This is a genomic window from Eubacterium sp. Marseille-QA0814, from assembly GCF_965119675.1.
In the GTDB taxonomy this organism is placed as follows: Bacteria; Bacillota; Clostridia; order Lachnospirales; family Lachnospiraceae; genus Eubacterium_G.
In genome coordinates this window covers 1,873,121-1,890,000 of the sequence record NZ_CBCPMG010000001.1, presented here as the reverse complement: position 1 = coordinate 1,890,000, position 16,880 = coordinate 1,873,121, and the positions used below count along the sequence as shown (strand labels likewise).

General features: G+C 34.2%; 13 protein-coding genes, 6 tRNA genes and 1 rRNA gene (1 of these 20 cut by a window edge). 19 read left to right on the top strand and 1 reads right to left on the bottom strand.

What is annotated here, in order from left to right; translation table 11 throughout:
• The 13 genes from ACQY63_RS08745 to rsmI form a co-directional block, all read left to right on the top strand.
• Positions 1-1,117, top strand: a 23S ribosomal RNA gene (locus ACQY63_RS08745) (it extends 1,771 nt beyond the left edge of the window).
• 73 nt (positions 1,118-1,190) lie between these two features.
• Positions 1,191-1,264, top strand: a tRNA-Asp gene (locus ACQY63_RS08740).
• Positions 1,265-1,350: 86 nt separating this feature from the next.
• A tRNA-Val gene (locus ACQY63_RS08735) sits at positions 1,351-1,423 on the top strand.
• A 204-nt stretch (positions 1,424-1,627) separates the two neighbouring features.
• Positions 1,628-1,700 (top strand) — tRNA-Thr (locus ACQY63_RS08730).
• 102 nt (positions 1,701-1,802) lie between these two features.
• Positions 1,803-1,884: transfer RNA gene (locus tag ACQY63_RS08725), tRNA-Tyr, on the top strand.
• Positions 1,885-1,926: 42 nt separating this feature from the next.
• A tRNA-Met gene (locus ACQY63_RS08720) sits at positions 1,927-2,000 on the top strand.
• A 6-nt stretch (positions 2,001-2,006) separates the two neighbouring features.
• Positions 2,007-2,079 (top strand) — tRNA-Phe (locus ACQY63_RS08715).
• Positions 2,080-2,324: 245 nt separating this feature from the next.
• Positions 2,325-4,016: an aminotransferase class I/II-fold pyridoxal phosphate-dependent enzyme gene (locus tag ACQY63_RS08710; RefSeq protein ID WP_428245063.1), complete on the top strand. Its 1,692-nt coding sequence runs from the start codon at positions 2,325-2,327 to the stop codon at positions 4,014-4,016.
• A gap of 224 nt (positions 4,017-4,240) precedes the next feature.
• A complete protein-coding gene (locus tag ACQY63_RS08705; protein ID WP_022164748.1) occupies positions 4,241-4,825 on the top strand; it encodes a hypothetical protein in 585 nt (194 codons plus the stop codon).
• Positions 4,826-5,063: 238 nt separating this feature from the next.
• Positions 5,064-6,074: an ATP-binding protein gene (locus tag ACQY63_RS08700; protein ID WP_428245062.1), complete on the top strand. Its 1,011-nt coding sequence runs from the start codon at positions 5,064-5,066 to the stop codon at positions 6,072-6,074.
• The gene (locus ACQY63_RS08695; RefSeq protein ID WP_117999229.1) at positions 6,052-6,945 is read left to right on the top strand and encodes a PSP1 domain-containing protein; all 894 of its coding nucleotides are present in this window, start codon (positions 6,052-6,054) and stop codon (positions 6,943-6,945) included. Before ACQY63_RS08700 ends, ACQY63_RS08695 begins: the two co-directional genes overlap by 23 nt.
• A gap of 19 nt (positions 6,946-6,964) precedes the next feature.
• Entirely contained in the window at positions 6,965-7,723 is a 759-nt protein-coding gene (locus ACQY63_RS08690; protein ID WP_022164745.1) for a tRNA1(Val) (adenine(37)-N6)-methyltransferase, read from the top strand.
• Between the two features lie 3 nt (positions 7,724-7,726).
• The gene (rsmI, locus tag ACQY63_RS08685) at positions 7,727-8,566 is read left to right on the top strand and encodes a 16S rRNA (cytidine(1402)-2'-O)-methyltransferase (protein ID WP_022164744.1); all 840 of its coding nucleotides are present in this window, start codon (positions 7,727-7,729) and stop codon (positions 8,564-8,566) included.
• A gap of 298 nt (positions 8,567-8,864) precedes the next feature.
• Here rsmI and ACQY63_RS08680 read toward each other — a convergent pair whose 3' ends face one another.
• Positions 8,865-9,095 carry a hypothetical protein gene (locus tag ACQY63_RS08680; protein ID WP_022164743.1) on the bottom strand — a complete coding sequence of 77 codons (231 nt, stop codon included), beginning with the start codon at positions 9,093-9,095 and terminating at the stop codon, positions 8,865-8,867.
• Positions 9,096-9,436: 341 nt separating this feature from the next.
• Here ACQY63_RS08680 and ACQY63_RS08675 point away from each other — a divergent pair, with 341 nt between their 5' ends.
• From ACQY63_RS08675 to ACQY63_RS08650, 6 genes are all read left to right on the top strand, one after another.
• Entirely contained in the window at positions 9,437-10,039 is a 603-nt protein-coding gene (locus ACQY63_RS08675) for a nucleoside recognition domain-containing protein (RefSeq protein WP_022164742.1), read from the top strand.
• A 270-nt stretch (positions 10,040-10,309) separates the two neighbouring features.
• Entirely contained in the window at positions 10,310-11,371 is a 1,062-nt protein-coding gene (locus tag ACQY63_RS08670) for a DUF4430 domain-containing protein (RefSeq protein WP_022164741.1), read from the top strand.
• Positions 11,372-11,592: 221 nt separating this feature from the next.
• Complete coding sequence (locus ACQY63_RS08665) at positions 11,593-13,536, top strand: DUF4430 domain-containing protein (protein WP_022164740.1); 1,944 nt, start codon at positions 11,593-11,595, stop codon at positions 13,534-13,536.
• Positions 13,536-14,495: an energy-coupling factor transporter transmembrane component T gene (locus tag ACQY63_RS08660; protein ID WP_022164739.1), complete on the top strand. Its 960-nt coding sequence runs from the start codon at positions 13,536-13,538 to the stop codon at positions 14,493-14,495. The genes ACQY63_RS08665 and ACQY63_RS08660 overlap by 1 nt, the downstream gene beginning before the upstream one ends.
• Positions 14,468-16,156, top strand: coding sequence for an ABC transporter ATP-binding protein (locus tag ACQY63_RS08655; protein WP_428245061.1), 1,689 nt, complete (start codon positions 14,468-14,470; stop codon positions 16,154-16,156). The genes ACQY63_RS08660 and ACQY63_RS08655 overlap by 28 nt, the downstream gene beginning before the upstream one ends.
• A complete protein-coding gene (locus ACQY63_RS08650; protein ID WP_302689733.1) occupies positions 16,153-16,773 on the top strand; it encodes an ECF transporter S component in 621 nt (206 codons plus the stop codon). The genes ACQY63_RS08655 and ACQY63_RS08650 overlap by 4 nt, the downstream gene beginning before the upstream one ends.
• Positions 16,774-16,880: the final 107 nt, after the last annotated feature.

The window sequence follows — 16,880 nt, the reverse complement described above, 5'->3', positions numbered from 1 at the left end:
GCAAAAACACAGGTCTATGCGAAACCGTAAGGTGATGTATATGGGCTGACGCCTGCCCGGTGCTGGAAGGTTAAGAGGAGAGGTTAGCGAATGCGAAGCTTTGAATTTAAGCCCCAGTAAACGGCGGCCGTAACTATAACGGTCCTAAGGTAGCGAAATTCCTTGTCGGGTAAGTTCCGACCCGCACGAAAGGCGTAATGATTTGGGCACTGTCTCAACAATGCATCCGGTGAAATTGAAGTACCAGTGAAGATGCTGGTTACCTGCGCCAGGACGGAAAGACCCCATGGAGCTTTACTCTAGCTTGATACTGGGATTCGATATTGTATGTACAGGATAGGTGGGAGACTAGGAAACGGGAACGCCAGTTTTCGTGGAGTCACCCTTGGGATACCACCCTTGCAGTATTGGGTTTCTAACATGCAGCCGTTATCCGGCTGGTGGACAATGTCAGGTGGGGAGTTTGACTGGGGCGGTCGCCTCCGAAAGAGTATCGGAGGCGCTCAAAGGTTCCCTCAGAATGGTCGGAAACCATTCGCAGAGTGCAAAGGCATAAGGGAGCTTGACTGTGACACCGACGGGTGGAGCAGGTACGAAAGTAGGACTTAGTGATCCGGTGGTATAAAGTGGGATTGCCATCGCTCAACGGATAAAAGCTACCCTGGGGATAACAGGCTTATCACTCCCAAGAGTTCACATCGACGGAGTGGTTTGGCACCTCGATGTCGGCTCATCGCATCCTGGGGCTGTAGTAGGTCCCAAGGGTTGGGCTGTTCGCCCATTAAAGCGGTACGCGAGCTGGGTTCAGAACGTCGTGAGACAGTTCGGTCCCTATCCGGCGTGGGCGTAGGATATTTGAGAGGAGCTGTCCTTAGTACGAGAGGACCGGGATGGACTGACCTCTGGTGTACCTGTTGCATTACCAAATGCATCGCAGGGTAGCCAAGTCGGGACGGGATAAACGCTGAAGGCATCTAAGCGTGAAGCCCCCCTCAAGATGAGATATCCCATTCGTAAGAATTAAGACCCCTTGAAGACTACAAGGTTGATAGGTCAGAGGTGGAAGTGCAGTAATGCATGCAGCTGACTGATACTAATAGGTCGAGGGCTTATCCATGAAGGAAGGAAAGAGGAGTTATCTCCGGATGTAAAGATTTTTCAGTGTGTGGTTTTGAATGTATAATTCAGATGGCCCGGTGGCTCAGCTGGTTAGAGCGCCGCCCTGTCACGGCGGAGGTCGTGGGTTCGAACCCCATCCGGGTCGCTAAAAAAGAAAAGAAACTGATGCGAGGAGGTCGAAAGCAGTAAGCACGCTTTCTCAACCTCTTTTATTTTTATCAAAAAAGAAATGGGATCTTAGCTCAGCTGGGAGAGCATCTGCCTTACAAGCAGGGGGTCACAGGTTCGAGCCCTGTAGGTCCCACTAAATGCAGAAATGCATTGTGGAAGACATTTCCGAAGATGATTGCATCGCAAAAGAAAACCATGTTTCCAAGCGGCACGCAATCAAAAATAAATACGCCGATGTGGCTCAATTCAGGCTTATTGACTTTGTCAATAAGAGGAGAGCAGTCAAGGGAAGCTTGGCTCTGCCAATTGAGCAGAAAGGTTGATAAAAAATAAATACGCCGATGTGGCTCAATTGGCAGAGCAGCTGATTTGTAATCAGCAGGTTAACGGTTCGAGTCCGTTCATCGGCTTTCTTGGAAAGAGGAAGTCATTAAGAAAAGCCAAAGATTCAGAAGTCATGAATGATGATTTTGGTGAATCATGGAAAGGCAGTTCACTTTCTAAGTTATAATGGGCAGATTCCCGAGTGGCCAAAGGGGGCAGACTGTAAATCTGTTGGCACCGCCTTCGAAGGTTCGAATCCTTCTCTGCCCAGTATTGCAAACAAGCAAGAAAAGAAATATAATAGAATAACAGCGCGGGGTGGAGCAGTCTGGAAGCTCGCCGGGCTCATAACCCGGAGGTCATAGGTTCAAATCCTATTCCCGCAACTCAATGCCCAGTTAGCTCAGTTGGTAGAGCAGAGGACTGAAAATCCTCGTGTCTCTGGTTCGATTCCGGAACTGGGCATTTGTTATGTGAAACTGTAGATGTTACCCGGTAATGTCTACAGTTTTTCTTTTATCATTTTTATTGTTTTAGAAATGTTTAGAAAAATTAGTTTATATGTTTTGGAGGCGTTGTTAATGTATTTTTTGTATATTTTACTTTGCTAGTTACTTATTAGCATTTATGTTATAATCAAAGTTATGAGTAAAGAGAGTTTATATAGTAAATTAATTGAATATAGCAAAAATGGAAGATATCCATTGCATATGCCAGGACACAAGCGACAGAGAAAATTATTTGATTTTAATAAAGCGTTTGTTGGTGATGAAGATTTTTTTAATAAGCCAGTTGATAACTCGGTTAACGAGTTAAATGAAGATAAAGAAATAAGTGTATATGTTAATAACCAATATGATCCCTTTGATATAGACATAACAGAAATAAATGGTTTTGATGATTTGCATCATCCTGAGGGAATAATAAAAGCTGCTATGGAAAATGCTTCAGATTTTTTTGGAACAAGGGCTACATTTTTTCTTGTTAATGGAAGTTCATGTGGAATTTTATCTGCAATTACCGCGGTTACAAATATAGGCGATACTATTATTTTAGGGAGAAACTGTCACAAATCAGCTTATAATGCTGTTCAGCTAAGAGATTTGAATGTTGAATATGTGTATCCTGAAATAGTTGAAGGGTTTAATATAAGTGGTGGTTATAAACCGGAAGAAATTGAACAAAAATTTGTCGAAGCAGAAAAGAAAAATATAAAAGTTAAAGCTGTTGTAATAACAAGTCCAACTTATGAGGGTATAGTTTCTGATATTAAAAAAATTGCAGAAATTGTTCACGGACACAATAGCATTCTTATTGTTGATGAAGCACATGGTGCTCATATGATTTTAAGTGATGAGTTTCCTACTTCGGCTTACAAATTAGGGGCTGATATTGTTATAGAAAGTGCACACAAAACGCTTCCTGCAATGACACAGACAGCCTTTTTACATATGCATGGGGACAAAGTTTCAGTAAAAGATGTTCAGAGGATGTTATCAGTTTATCAGTCAAGTAGTCCATCTTATGTACTTATGTCCAGCCTTGACAAATGTATAAGAGAGTTACCAACAAAAGGGCAAAAAGATGCTAACGAAATGTTAATAACTCTAAAGAAATTCCATAATAGAGTTAAAAATCTTAAAGTATTAAAAGTGTTAGATCGTAGTATTATAGGAAAAAACAGTGTGTATGATTTTGATATTTCTAAAATTGTTATTTTTCTTAATATGAAGTTGAGGAGTATAGAAAAAGATAATGTAGAATTAAATATTACAAAACTAAATAATACCGTATCAAGCAATACCGTATTAAGTGATACTGTATTAAACAATACCCTATTAAGTAATACAGTATCAGATAAAGCAGAAATAAATAATGCTAAATTAGATAACGCCAAAACAAATAATACTGAATTAAATACCGATAAAATAAATGAAACTTATGATGGAAAATATCTTGAGAGCATTTTAAGAGAAAAATATAATTTCGAAATAGAAATGTGTTCCAAAGATTATGTAATCGGTATGACTTCTATATGTGATAACATGGATGAGATATTAAGACTTGCTGATAATTTAGTGGAAATAGATAATTATATAGCTGATAAAATTAAAGATAAAAGTTTGTTAGAGCAAACAAATACTGAAATTTTATTAGAAAAAACGGAGCAGGTAATGACAATATATGAGGCATTATTATGCAAAAAAGAAAAAATAGATGTTTATAATGCTGTAGGTCGGATAAGTGCAGGATATGTGTATATTTATCCGCCTGAGATACCAATTATTGTACCAGGGGATTTAATTACAAATCAAATGTTGAAAAAAATAATGGAATATAAAATGTCTAATTTAAATATAAAGGGAATTGATAATGAAAAAATTATTGTTATCAAAAGATAAATTTTTTATATTTACATTAATTATTAATTTATGTAAATATTTGATTATTTATTATAAATATTTAATTAATCATTATGAATAATTGATTAGTTACTGTAAATGATTAATTACTTATTATGAACATATAGTAGATACTAAAGGTTAGATAATGAATGTGAAAAATTCTATTATTATAATTATTAGGAATGGTATGGATTATAGTATGCCTGTAAGTTGGAGGAGATATGTCAAAAATATTTTTTGTATTGGGAAAAAGTTGTAGTGGAAAAGATACAATTTTTAGATATTTGAAAAATAATAAGGAATTAAATTTAAAAACAATTGTTGGTTACACAACAAGACCAATGAGAGAAGGGGAACAGGAGGGTGTGGAATACCATTTTGTTAGTAGGGAAAAACTTGCTGAATATAGAAAACAGGGAAAAATTATTGAGTGCAGAGATTATGATACTGTGTACGGAGTGTGGAGTTATTTCACATTAGATGACGGTCAAATTAATTTGGGTGCGGATAATTACATTTATATAGGAACTTTGGAGTCTTACAATGCCATGGTTAAGTATTATGGAAAAGATGTGGTGGTACCTATATATGTAGAAGTAGAAAATGGTGAAAGATTAGAGCGTGCCATAAAAAGAGAGCGCTTGGAGAAAGAGCCAAAATACGCTGAACTTTGTAGAAGATTTCTTGCAGATGAGGAAGATTTTAAGGAAGAAAACATCAAAAATGCCGGTATTGAAAGAAGATACATGAATGATGATTTAGACAGATGTATTGCCGAGATTGTGGAAACAATTAATAAATTATGATATGATAAAAGTTAGGTTTGTGAATAATAAAGTCTTTGTTTGTAAGTTAAAGATTTTAGAGTTTATGTGAAAGAAAGACCGTAATCTGTAAGTTAGAGAATTTTAAAGTTTACGGGAAAAAAGACCGTAATCTGTAAGTTAAAAGATTTTAGAGTTTACAGGAAAAAAGACTGCAATTTGCAGGTTAAAAGATTAGTAGTTTATAAAGTATTAAATTTTGTTGGATATAAAGGATAGTATGGAGTCAGAAAGAATTTTAGGACAAAACCATATAGTAAAACACTTTGAAAATGCCATAAAGATGGGAAAGATTTCTCATGCTTACATTGTTAATGGGGAAAAAGGCACAGGTAAGATGCAGCTTGCAGTGGATTTTGCAAAAGCATTGCAATGTGAGGAGTTTAACGGCAAAGCATGTGGGCATTGTAAGTCGTGTAAGCAGACAGATTCCAAGAATCAGCCGGACATAAAGTATGTTACTTATGAGAAATCCGGAATTGGTGTTGACGAAATAAGAGAACAAATTAATGATGATATAGATATTAAGCCATATAGTAGCAGGTACAAAATATATATTGTTGATGAAAGTGAAAAAATGACTGTGCAGGCACAGAATGCATTGCTTAAAACAATAGAGGAGCCTCCTGAATATGCAATAATAATTTTGTTGACTACAAATGCAGACACATTTTTGCCAACAATTTTGTCAAGATGTGTAGTTCTGAATATTAGACCGGTGAAAGAGGAATTAATTAAAAACAAGTTAATGTCGGAATATGGCATTGGTGCTTATGAGGCATCGGTGGCAGCAGTTTTTAGTGGAGGTAACCCTGGAAAGGCAGTTGAACTGGCAACATCAGAAGATTTTAAGGATTTGAAAAATCATGTTGTTGGGGCATTGTTGTCGCTGGAAAAAGGTGGCATGGATATAATATCAAATAATGTAAAGGAAGCAGCATCTTTTAAGAAGCAGATTGATGAATATTTCAGTCTAATTAGAATATGGTTCAGAGATGTTTTATTATATAAGGCTTCAAAAAGTGATGATAAACTGGTATTTCAGGATGACTATAAGTTAATAGAAGAAATGTCAGAAAAAATAGATTATTATGGTATAAATATTATTTTACAACAGTTAGATAAGGCTCAGAGTAGAATAAAATCAAATGTTAATTTTGATGTAACAATGGAAGTCTTATTTTTAGCAATAAAAGAAAGGATGAATGATGGTAAAGGTAATAGGAGTTAGATTTAGACAGGCGGGAAAAATTTATAATTTTGATCCGCTGGATTTTAAAATAGAAGTTGGCAATCATGTAATTGTTGAGACAGCAAGAGGTATTGAATACGGAAAAGTTGTACAGAGTGTGCAGGAAAAAAACGAAGAAGACGTTATTATGCCTCTTAAACCTGTCATAAGAGTGGCAACTGAGGAAGATGACAAGATTGCCAAGCAAAATAAAGATAAGGAAAAGAAGGCCTTCTTTATTTGTAAAGAGAAGATTAAAAAACATGGTCTTGAAATGAAATTAATAGATACAGAATATACTTTTGATAATAATAAAGTATTGTTTTATTTTACTGCTGATGGACGAATTGACTTTAGAGAATTGGTTAAGGATTTAGCATCAGTGTTCAAAACAAGAATTGAACTTAGACAGGTTGGTGTAAGAGATGAGACAAAAATGCTTGGTGGTATTGGAATTTGTGGAAGACCACTTTGCTGTAGCACATATTTGTCAGAATTTATTCCGGTGTCAATAAAAATGGCGAAGGAACAGAATTTATCTCTTAATCCTACCAAAATATCAGGAATATGTGGAAGACTGATGTGTTGCCTGAAAAATGAGCAGGAAGCATACGAATATTTGAATTCTAACTTACCAAATGTAGGTGAAACAGTTAAAACTTTTGATGGTTTAAAAGGAGAAGTTAAGAGTGTTAATGTTTTACGTCAGAAAGTTAAAATTGTTATTGAGCAAAATGACGAAAGAGAAGAACGTGAATATTCTGTTAATGAATTGAAATTTAAGCCAAAGAAAAAGAAATTTGAGTTAGCTTCTGATGAGTTAAAAGAATTAAAAGGTTTAGAAGATATGGAAGCTTCAAAGTTAGATTAGAAAAATCAAAAGGATAATTATGAATTTAGAAAAAGAAAATAATCTGTTTTTAAAAGAAGGGGAAAGGATAGATGACCTGGAGAGAAACGGATATAAAATAATTCAGGACAGAAAGCGCTTTTGTTTTGGCATGGATGCAGTTCTTTTGTCAGGCTTTGCCCAGGTTAAAGAAAACGAAAAAGTTTTGGATATGGGAACAGGCACAGGAATTATCCCAATATTGCTTGAGGCAAAAACTGTGGGTGAAGATTTTTATGCTTTGGAAATCCAGCAGGACAGTGCTGATATGGCAAAGAGAAGTGTAATTCTTAATCATTTAGAAGAAAAAGTACACATTGTTCAGGGTGACATAAAAGAGGCGTCGGTTATATTTAAGCCGGCTTCTTTTGATGTAGTAACATGCAACCCACCTTATATGACAGAAAATCATGGGATTGAGAATTTTGAAGAGCCTAAGGCAATTGCAAGACATGAAATTAAATGTACTCTTGAGGATGTTATAAGAGAGGCTGCCAAGGTTTTAAAACCCGGTGGAAGATTTTATATGGTTCACAGACCAAGACGTTTGGTAGAAATTATGAATCTTATGAGTGTGTACAAAATTGAACCTAAACGACTTAGAATGGTACATCCTTTTAAGGATAAAGACGCAAACATGCTTTTAATTGAAGGACATAGAGGACGCAAGTCCATGATGAAAGTGGAAGCACCACTAATTGTTTACAAAGAACAGGGTGTGTATACAGACGAAATTTTAGAAATATATGGAAAAAGGTAAATTATGGCAGGAAAGTTATTTTTATGTGCGACACCAATAGGAAATCTGGAAGATATTACTTATAGAGTAGTTAGAACACTAAAAGAGGTTGATTTAATTGGTGCAGAGGATACAAGAAACAGTATAAAATTGTTAAATCATTTTGATATAAAAACGCCAATGACAAGTTATCATGAATTTAATAAATATGATAAAGCAAAGGTGTTGGTTCAGGATATGTTACAGGGAAAAAACATTGCATTAATAACTGATGCAGGAACTCCGGGAATATCTGATCCTGGGGAAGAACTTGTAAGACAGTGCTATGAAGCAGGAATAGAAGTAACTTCTCTTCCAGGAGCTGCAGCATGCATAACAGCACTTACAATGTCAGGTCAGAAAACAAGACGTTTCGTTTTTGAAGCTTTTTTGCCAAAGGATAAAAAAGAAAAGCAGCAGGTACTTGAAAGTTTAAAAAATGAAGTGCGAACTACTATTATTTACGAAGCACCTCATCGTTTAGTTAAAACTTTAAAGGAACTGGAAAAAACAATAGGCAACAGACCGCTGACTATTTGTAGAGAGTTGACAAAGAAATACGAGGAAGCTTTTCAGACAACTATCAGTGAGGCAATTGAATATTATGACAGCAGGGAGCCCAAAGGAGAGTATGTTTTAGTAATTGCAGGAAAGCCAATGGAAGAAATTCAGGCTGAAAAAAGAGAACAGTGGGAATTAATGACCATTGAGGAACACGTTCAATTCTATATGAATCAGGATATAGACAAAAAGACTGCAATGAAAATGGTTGCAAAGGACAGGGGTGTTTCAAAAAGAGACATTTATAATGAGCTTATTAAATAATAAAAATTTATTAAGCAACGAAAGTTTGTGGAGGAGATGGATCTGACTGATTTATATTCCCATTAAAAAGTGCGTAAATTTTAAACTTTTAAAACAGATTAACAAACCTCTATGGGGGCTTTATTTAAGTGAACCTTTTTTCTGAAGGCCAAAGAAAAAAGGCGCACTATTATTTTGGGAAAACAATAAAATATGGTCAAAAAAGGTACTGTGCCCTAACGATTATAAATCGTTAGAACGACAGCCCCTTTTTGGGGGGGGTGTGCGACCTGTTGTCGCTATATGAATTGATTTCTAATTAACAAAGATAATTTTTTAATGATTTTGTAATTTCATCACAATTGTCGTTAGCATGAATGTTAAGTTGTAAAGGTTTTGACAAATCAAAGGCGAATATCCCCATAATTGATTTTGCATCAACATAATTGCGTCCTGATACCAAGTCAAAATCATTTTCATATTTAACAATATCATTAACGAAAGACTTAACTTTCTCGATTGAGTTCAAGTTAACTGTAACTGTTTTCATTGCAAATACCTCCTTTAAAAACTGTCACTACTTGAATGGCACAGTTTCATCCCTCATTCGACATACAATACTAATGCCTAAAACAAATTAAGTCAAGAAAAAGAAAAGGGCAAAAATAACCAAAGTTTATACATTAATATATGAAAAAAATATCGTATTTTTATAGAAAAACCGGAAAGGTTTCCAATAACCTGTAAAAAAATTAGACAAAGTAATTTAATCGCTTTTATAAAATAGCAAAATGTACTATATTTTAGGCAAATATCACTGTTGAAAAAAATTTCGTTCATATAAGAAAAAAATCCTTAATATTATGTATAAATAGGCAAAAAGAGCGGAAAATGTTAAATTATATTTGGACTTTTATGATTATAGTTGGTGTGGTTTATGGTGTGATAACAGGTAATATTGATAAGGTTGGCAACGGAGCAGTAATGTGGGCTGAGGAAGCTGTGAAAATATCAATAACAATGTTGGGAATAATGAGCATGTGGATGGGCTTTATGAATATAGCTGAGAAATCAGGCTTAGTCAAAAAATGTGAAAAAGTAATTAATCCACTTATAAATTGGTTGTTTCCCAATTTGCCATGTAACCATAGTGCAAGACCACACATAATTACAAACATAATTGCAAATGTTTTAGGTTTGGGCTGGGCGGCAACACCGGCTGGCTTAAAAGCTATGGAAGAATTAGCAAAAAATCCAATACCACAAAAGGGAAAAATAATAGAAAGTCATATTTCCACCAACGAGATGTGTACATTTTTAGTATTAAATATCTCATCATTACAATTAATTCCTGTTAGTATGATAGCATACAGAAGCCAGTATAATTCCCACAACCCGGGAGCTATTGTTGCACCGGCAATTATTGCAACCACAATAAGTACCCTGGCAGGAGTGAGTTTTTGCAAAATCATGTGCAGGAGCGTAAGAAAATAAATAATATTAGTGTTTGACACTATAAAGCCATTAGTATAGAATGAGTGTGTCAATAAAGTAAAAACAGTTATGGTCTGGATATATTTTAATTAATTACAATTAAAAAATATTACATAAATTTAATGGTTGTATGTGAATATTAAAATTATTTAGTTTAAGGGAAGTCCGGTGAGAATCCGGCACAGTCTTTCTCTACTGTATAAGGGACGAAATAAGCATTATGTCACGGATGATTTCTGAATTATTTTATATTGACAAAAGGAGGATAAAATGAACAAAGTAACAAAGAAGATTTTAACTTTGTTAATGGCAGTAACATTAGTTGTTGGTATGTTTACTACAACATATGCCGATGAAACAAAGAAAATTAACGTAACATTTACTATTGAAAGATTTACAATTGGACAGGGCTTTTTAGTTGAACCGGTTACAGTTCAGGTAAACGAAGGGGCAGCAGCTAAGGATGTTTTAGAAGAAGTTGCCAAGGAAAAGAATTTAACAATTAATTTATCATCTTATGGATATTACATTGATTCAATCAGTTATGCAGATACAGGCGTTATTAATATTCCTGAAAGTATTCAGAAGATGCCAAGTATTGATGTTGACTATGGTTATGGAAATCAGCATTATGATGCTCCAACAAATACAAGTACAAATGCGTTATTTACAGATGACCAGAAGTTAGGTTCAGGTTCATATAGTAGCTTAGCAGGTTGGATGTATACAGTTAATAATGTTGCACCTGATGTGGCAATGGATTCACATCCTGTAAAAGATGGAGATGTTATCAGACTTCAGTTTAGCGTTTATGCAGGTGGAGCTGATTTAGGTTTTGTAAGTTACTATGAAAATATCGAAAGTGCGAAACTTCCAAATAAAGATGCACTTACTAAATTAGTAGCTAATACACCAGACAACCCTCAGGTAGCAGCAAAGGCAGAAGCTATTAAGGTTCTTGCAAATTATGATGCAACTCAGGAAGATGTAGATGCTGCATACACAAACTTAGAAAAAGTGCAGGTAACTACAACAACACAAAAGACAACTTTAAAAAAAGCAAGCATTAAGTCTTTAAAGAATGTTAAGGGTAAAAAGGTTAAAATTAAAATTAATAAGGTAACAGGTGCAAAAGGTTATCAGATTAAATATGCAACAAATAAAAAATTCAAAAACTGTAAATACAAAAACACAAAGAAAACAACATATACACTTACTAAGCTAAAGAAAAAATCAAAATGCTATGTAAAGGTTAGAGCTTACAAAAAGTCAGGAAACCAGAAAGTATATGGTAAATGGAGTAGTCCAAAATCAGTTAAGATTAAAAAATAGCAGGAAGATTGTCGCAGTAGATTTTTTAGAAATTTGCTGCGATAATTTTTAATGTAATAAGAAATTCTTTCAGAATTTCTTATTACATTAAAACGTTCCATTAGGAATGCACCCTGGGGCGAAAGGAAAAATGTTGCGCGGCAACACGCACTTGGTGCGAAGAATGCCGCAAGCAACATTCTTTTATAATAGAAATCTCAACAAAGATAAAGGTGTAGAAGATGAGAGAAAAAGTTTTAAGTACAATAAAAAAATTAATATTTATATTTTTAATAATGTTGTGTGTTGTATCACAATCTACTTCTACACAATGTAAAACAGTATTAAATAAGAAACAAACGGAAAGCTATTTACAGAAAATTTCCAAATATGAAATGTCTACAATTCAAAATCCCCAGTACGGAAGTGTAGGTGGCGAATGGTTGATAATTGGATTGGCACGTTTTGAAAAAGTTCCATCATCTTATGTAGAAATTTATTTAAACAATTTAAAAGAATATGTGAAAAAGTGCGATGGAGTTTTATCAACAAGAAAATATACAGAGTATTCGAGAGTTGTTTTAGCTTTAACTTCATTAGGTATTGATCCTAAAAATTTTGAAGGCTATGACTTATTAAAATCTTTGGCAGAATTTGATAATGTAAACAAGCTTGGAATCAATGGACCAACTTATGCATTAATAGCTTTAGACAGTGGAGATTATGCAATTCCTGAACCGGCAAAAAGTTATGATGGAAAAGTTACAACAAGAGAAAAATTGGTTGGTTTACTTGTAAATGCACAAAACGACGATGGCGGTTGGTCATATATGGGTGGCAAGTCAGATGTTGATGTGACAGCCATGGTAATGCAGGCGTTGGCAAATTATAAGAAACAAAGTAAGGTGGAAAAAGCATTAGAAAAAGGAATTGAATACCTGTCCAAAAAGCAGAATAAAACAGGGGCTTATTCCACATCTAATAGTGAAAACTGTGAAAGTACAGCACAGGTTTTAACAGCAATGTCAATGCTTAATATTAGCGTAAAAGACAGTAGATTTATAAAAAATAGAAATACAGTATTAGACGGTTTGTTGCAATTTTATTCAAATGGTGCCTTTAAGCACACTAAGGATACTTTTGTAAATCAAATGGCAACAGAACAGGGCATGTATGGACTTGTTGCGTACTACAGGAATTTAGATGACGACAGTAATCTGTATGATATGGGTGATGCCAAAAAGAATAATAATTATGGCACAGATAAGAAAACTAATAAAAAATCTTATGGAAAAAAGGGCAGTAAAACATCAGAAAATAAAAAGAACAATAGCCTAGGTAATACTACAGACAATAGCACAGGTAGCAAGTCAAAGAGTAATAGTGTAAGTTCCGGAAATAGCAAAAAATCAAATGCATCAGTGAATTCAAATAAGAATATTTCAGGCACAAATAGTGATACGAAAAACAAGTCAAAAAATAGTAAAAGCAAAAAAAGTAGCAACAATAAAGATAACAATAGCAAAATTAGTAATATAGAAGATTCAGGAAATACAGCAGAATCCGTAAATGTATCAGAGAATGAAGCCCACAAAGCTATAAATCAGAAACAGAAAGAAAAATCCGTAAAAAATTGTATAATACTAATTTTAATAATTGCTGCATTAGCGACAGCTACAGGTATAGGAATTTTTGTAAGAAAGAAAAAGAAAACTACTAAGCTAACAATGGTTGCATTATTTTTGTTAGTTACAGTAACAATGTCAGGTTGTGGTAAAAGTAATGCACCACAAAAGGAAGCCGGAAACTGCACCATTTTGGTAGAGTGTTCAACAATTTATGACAACATAAAAGATTTAGACAAAGGGTTGAAAAATCATATACCAAAAGACGGCATTATATTAAAAAGTCAGAAAGTAAAATTTTATGAAAGAGATACTGTTTACGATGTTCTAAAAAGACAGCTTGATAAAAACAGCATTCTTATGGAGGCATCTTTTACGGGAAAAAGTGCGTATGTAGAGGGCATTGATAATATTTATGAGTTCTCCTGCGGGAAGAAATCAGGTTGGATGTACAGTGTAAATGACAAATATCCACAGGTAAGTTGTAGTGAGTACACTGTAAAAGATGGCGATGTAATAAAGTGGCGATACACATGTGATTTAGGCGAGGATGTAAAATAGTGACAGATGAATTTTCAAGATACCACCCAGTTGTAAATTTAATATTTTATTTACTTGTATTAGGAACAACAATGTTTCAAATGAGTGTAGGGTTAGTTTTTATTTCTCTTTTTTCGGCAGTAGTCTATTTTTTTATGCTGAAAAAAACAGAGGGATTAAAGTATTGCGCAGTAGTTGTAGGTATAATTATTGTCTCTGCAATTATAAACCCATTGTTTTCTCATAAAGGTGGAACGTTGTTGTTTTATCTGTTTACGGGAAATCCTGTAACTTTGGAATCTATTATTTACGGATTAATATCTGCAATTATAATAGGGGCAATGTTGTTGTGGTTTTCAACTTTTAATCAGGTAATGGGAGTGGAAAGAATTTTAGGTGCAATAGGAAAAGTGCTACCAAACGTGTCTCTTTTAATAACCATGATAATGAGATTTATACCCCAGTATATAAGGCACCAACGTAAAGTTTCAATGGTAAATAAAGTCAATAAAAGAAATTATGGCGAGAAAATAAATCTTTTAAATAGAGAAAAAACTGAAAAAGAAAATGTTATAGAAGCATGCAAAAAACAAAAAAAGAAAAATGGTATAGATAAGATAATTGATAACATAAAAGAAGGCAGCAGAACTTTCTCAATAACCACCACCTGGGCGTTGGAAAATTCAATTTACACAGCGGACTCCATGAAAGCAAGGGGTTTTGGAACAGGAAGAAGAACAAATTACAGCAATTATAAATTTCAAAAAAGAGATTATTTGCTAATAGGCTGGCTGGTTATTTTATGGTTGGTTGTTGTTTTTTCATTAGAGAGAGAAAAAGTTTACACATACTATTATCCTTTTATACAAGTAAAGAATAATGTGGTTGTGTATTTGATATACGGTTTGTTGTGCTTGACACCTGTATTAATTAACGTAAAGGAGGAAATAAGATGGCTCATATTGAAATCAAGAATTTAAGTTTTAAATACAAGACGTCAGAAAAAAATAGTTTGTCAGATGTTTCCTTTACAATTAATAAGGGGGATTTTGTTGTATTATGTGGAAAATCAGGTTGTGGAAAAACAACATTGCTTAGATGTTTAAAGCCTAATATTATGCCGGCTGGAAAAACTGAAGGCGAAATATTGTTAGAGAGTAGAAACATAGAAAGTTTAACTGACAGAGAGCAGGCAAAAAAAATAGGTTTTGTAATGCAAAATCCTGAATATCAGATTGTCACGGACAAAGTTTGGCATGAACTGGCATTTGGCTTGGAGAGTATGGGTGAAAAGAACGAAATTATAAGAAGTAAAGTGGCAGAAATTGCTGAATATTTTGGCATAACTGACTTGTATAATGAGAATACAGACAATCTTTCCGGGGGTCAGAAGCAGCTTGTAAACCTTGCAGCTGTAATGATAATGAATCCTGAAATTTTGGTGTTGGATGAACCGACATCTCAATTAGATCCAATTGCAGCAGAACGGTTTATGGATATTGTAAGCAAAATTAACGAAGATTTTGGAATTACAGTTATTATTTCAGAACATAGACTGGATTATCTTCTTAAATATGCAAACAAATTAGTTGTTATGGAAGATGGCAAGTTAGTACAGTGCGGTTGTCCACAGGAGGTTTTAAGGGAAGCGTTGAATATGGAAGTAAGTCCTTTAATGCCAATACCAAGTAGGATTTTTAATGGGCATAAGGGCGCAGGACAAATTCCTATATCCACGAAAGAGGGAAGAAGCTGGCTTATAAATTATATAAGTGACAGTAAAGATGAGTCATTTTTTTCAAAAAGAAATTTTGCTGAAGAAAAATCCAGTGAATATAAATCTTACAAAAAAGATGAAAATTTGAGTGAATGTAAATCTTATAAAAAAGATGGAGATTCAAATGAAAGGAAATCTTTAAATTGGGGATGCCCTACATCATATAAAAATGAAAAGAATATGAGTGTAGTTAACGTGAAAGACGTGTGGTTTAGATACGAAAAAACCAGCAGAGATATTATAAAAGGTCTAAATCTGCATATAAATAAAGGAGAAATATTCTCAATTATTGGTGGTAACGGAACAGGAAAAACAACTACAACAATGTTGCTTAGTGGTATTCTTAAACCTTACAGGGGCAAAATCAAGGTGAAGGGTAAAATAGGATTCTTGCCACAGGACGTGCAAATTCTCTTTGAACAGGAATCTGTAATGGAAGAATTGAAAAAAGTGGACAAGTCATTGATTGAAAAAATGAACTTGCAAAAGCTTCTAAATATGCACCCTTATGATTTAAGTGGTGGGGAGCAGCAGAAGGTTGCCTTGGCTAAAGTCCTTGGAGAAAAGCCGGCTGTTTTGTTACTGGATGAGCCTACAAAGGGAATCGACAATATTTACAAAGAACAACTGGGAATTCTATTAAGGGATTTGGCTGAAAATGGAAAAACAATTATTTTAGTAAGCCACGATTTAGATTTTTGTGGAGAGTATTCAGACAGATGTGGCTTGTTTGCTCAGGGAAGTTTAATTAGTGAGGACACTGCCAGAGAATTTTTTCTGAACAATAGATTTTATACTACTACAATTGCAAAATTAGCAAGGGGGATTATTGATGGTGCATACAAAATGGAGGACATGTTATGATAAGACATTATTACATAGTATCCATACTTATAATTGTGGCGGCAATGGGAATTTTTGTGTGGTCATTTGAAAAAAGAAAACCCAAAACAAGAGAAATAGTAACCCTTAGTGTTCTAACAGGCATGGCGATTGTGGGTAGGGTTATATTTTTTATGACACCACAATTTAAACCATGCGCAGCCATAATAATAATTACAGGAATTATGCTGGGTAAACAATCAGGATTTTTATGTGGCTGTTTAACTGCGTTTATTTCAGACTTCTTTTTCGGTCAGGGACCATGGACCCCTTGGCAGATGATTGCTTTTGGTTTAATAGGTGTACTTTCGGCAATTGTATTTAGTGGAAAAAGACAAAAGCATGCAGAAAAAAGAGTTCTAATTAGTATATATGGTTTTTTTGTAACATTTGTACTGTACGGACTAATTCTTGATACGGCCACAGTTGTTATGTACACAGACAAGCCAAGATTGTCTACGTTTCTGGCAACTTACGGTGCAGGTATATTTTTTAACTTTGTACATGGTTTATCCACTTTTGTTTTTCTAATGATTTTGTCTCAGGAAATGTTTAGAAAAATAAAAAGAATAAAAGTTAAATTCGATATGTTTAGTTAGGTAGTATATAAAAATATTTTAAATTGGCAATTTAAATAAAAGTTTAATTTAACATATATGATAAATATGTTATAATGAGCTGTAAAAAATAATAAGAAGAGAGGTAT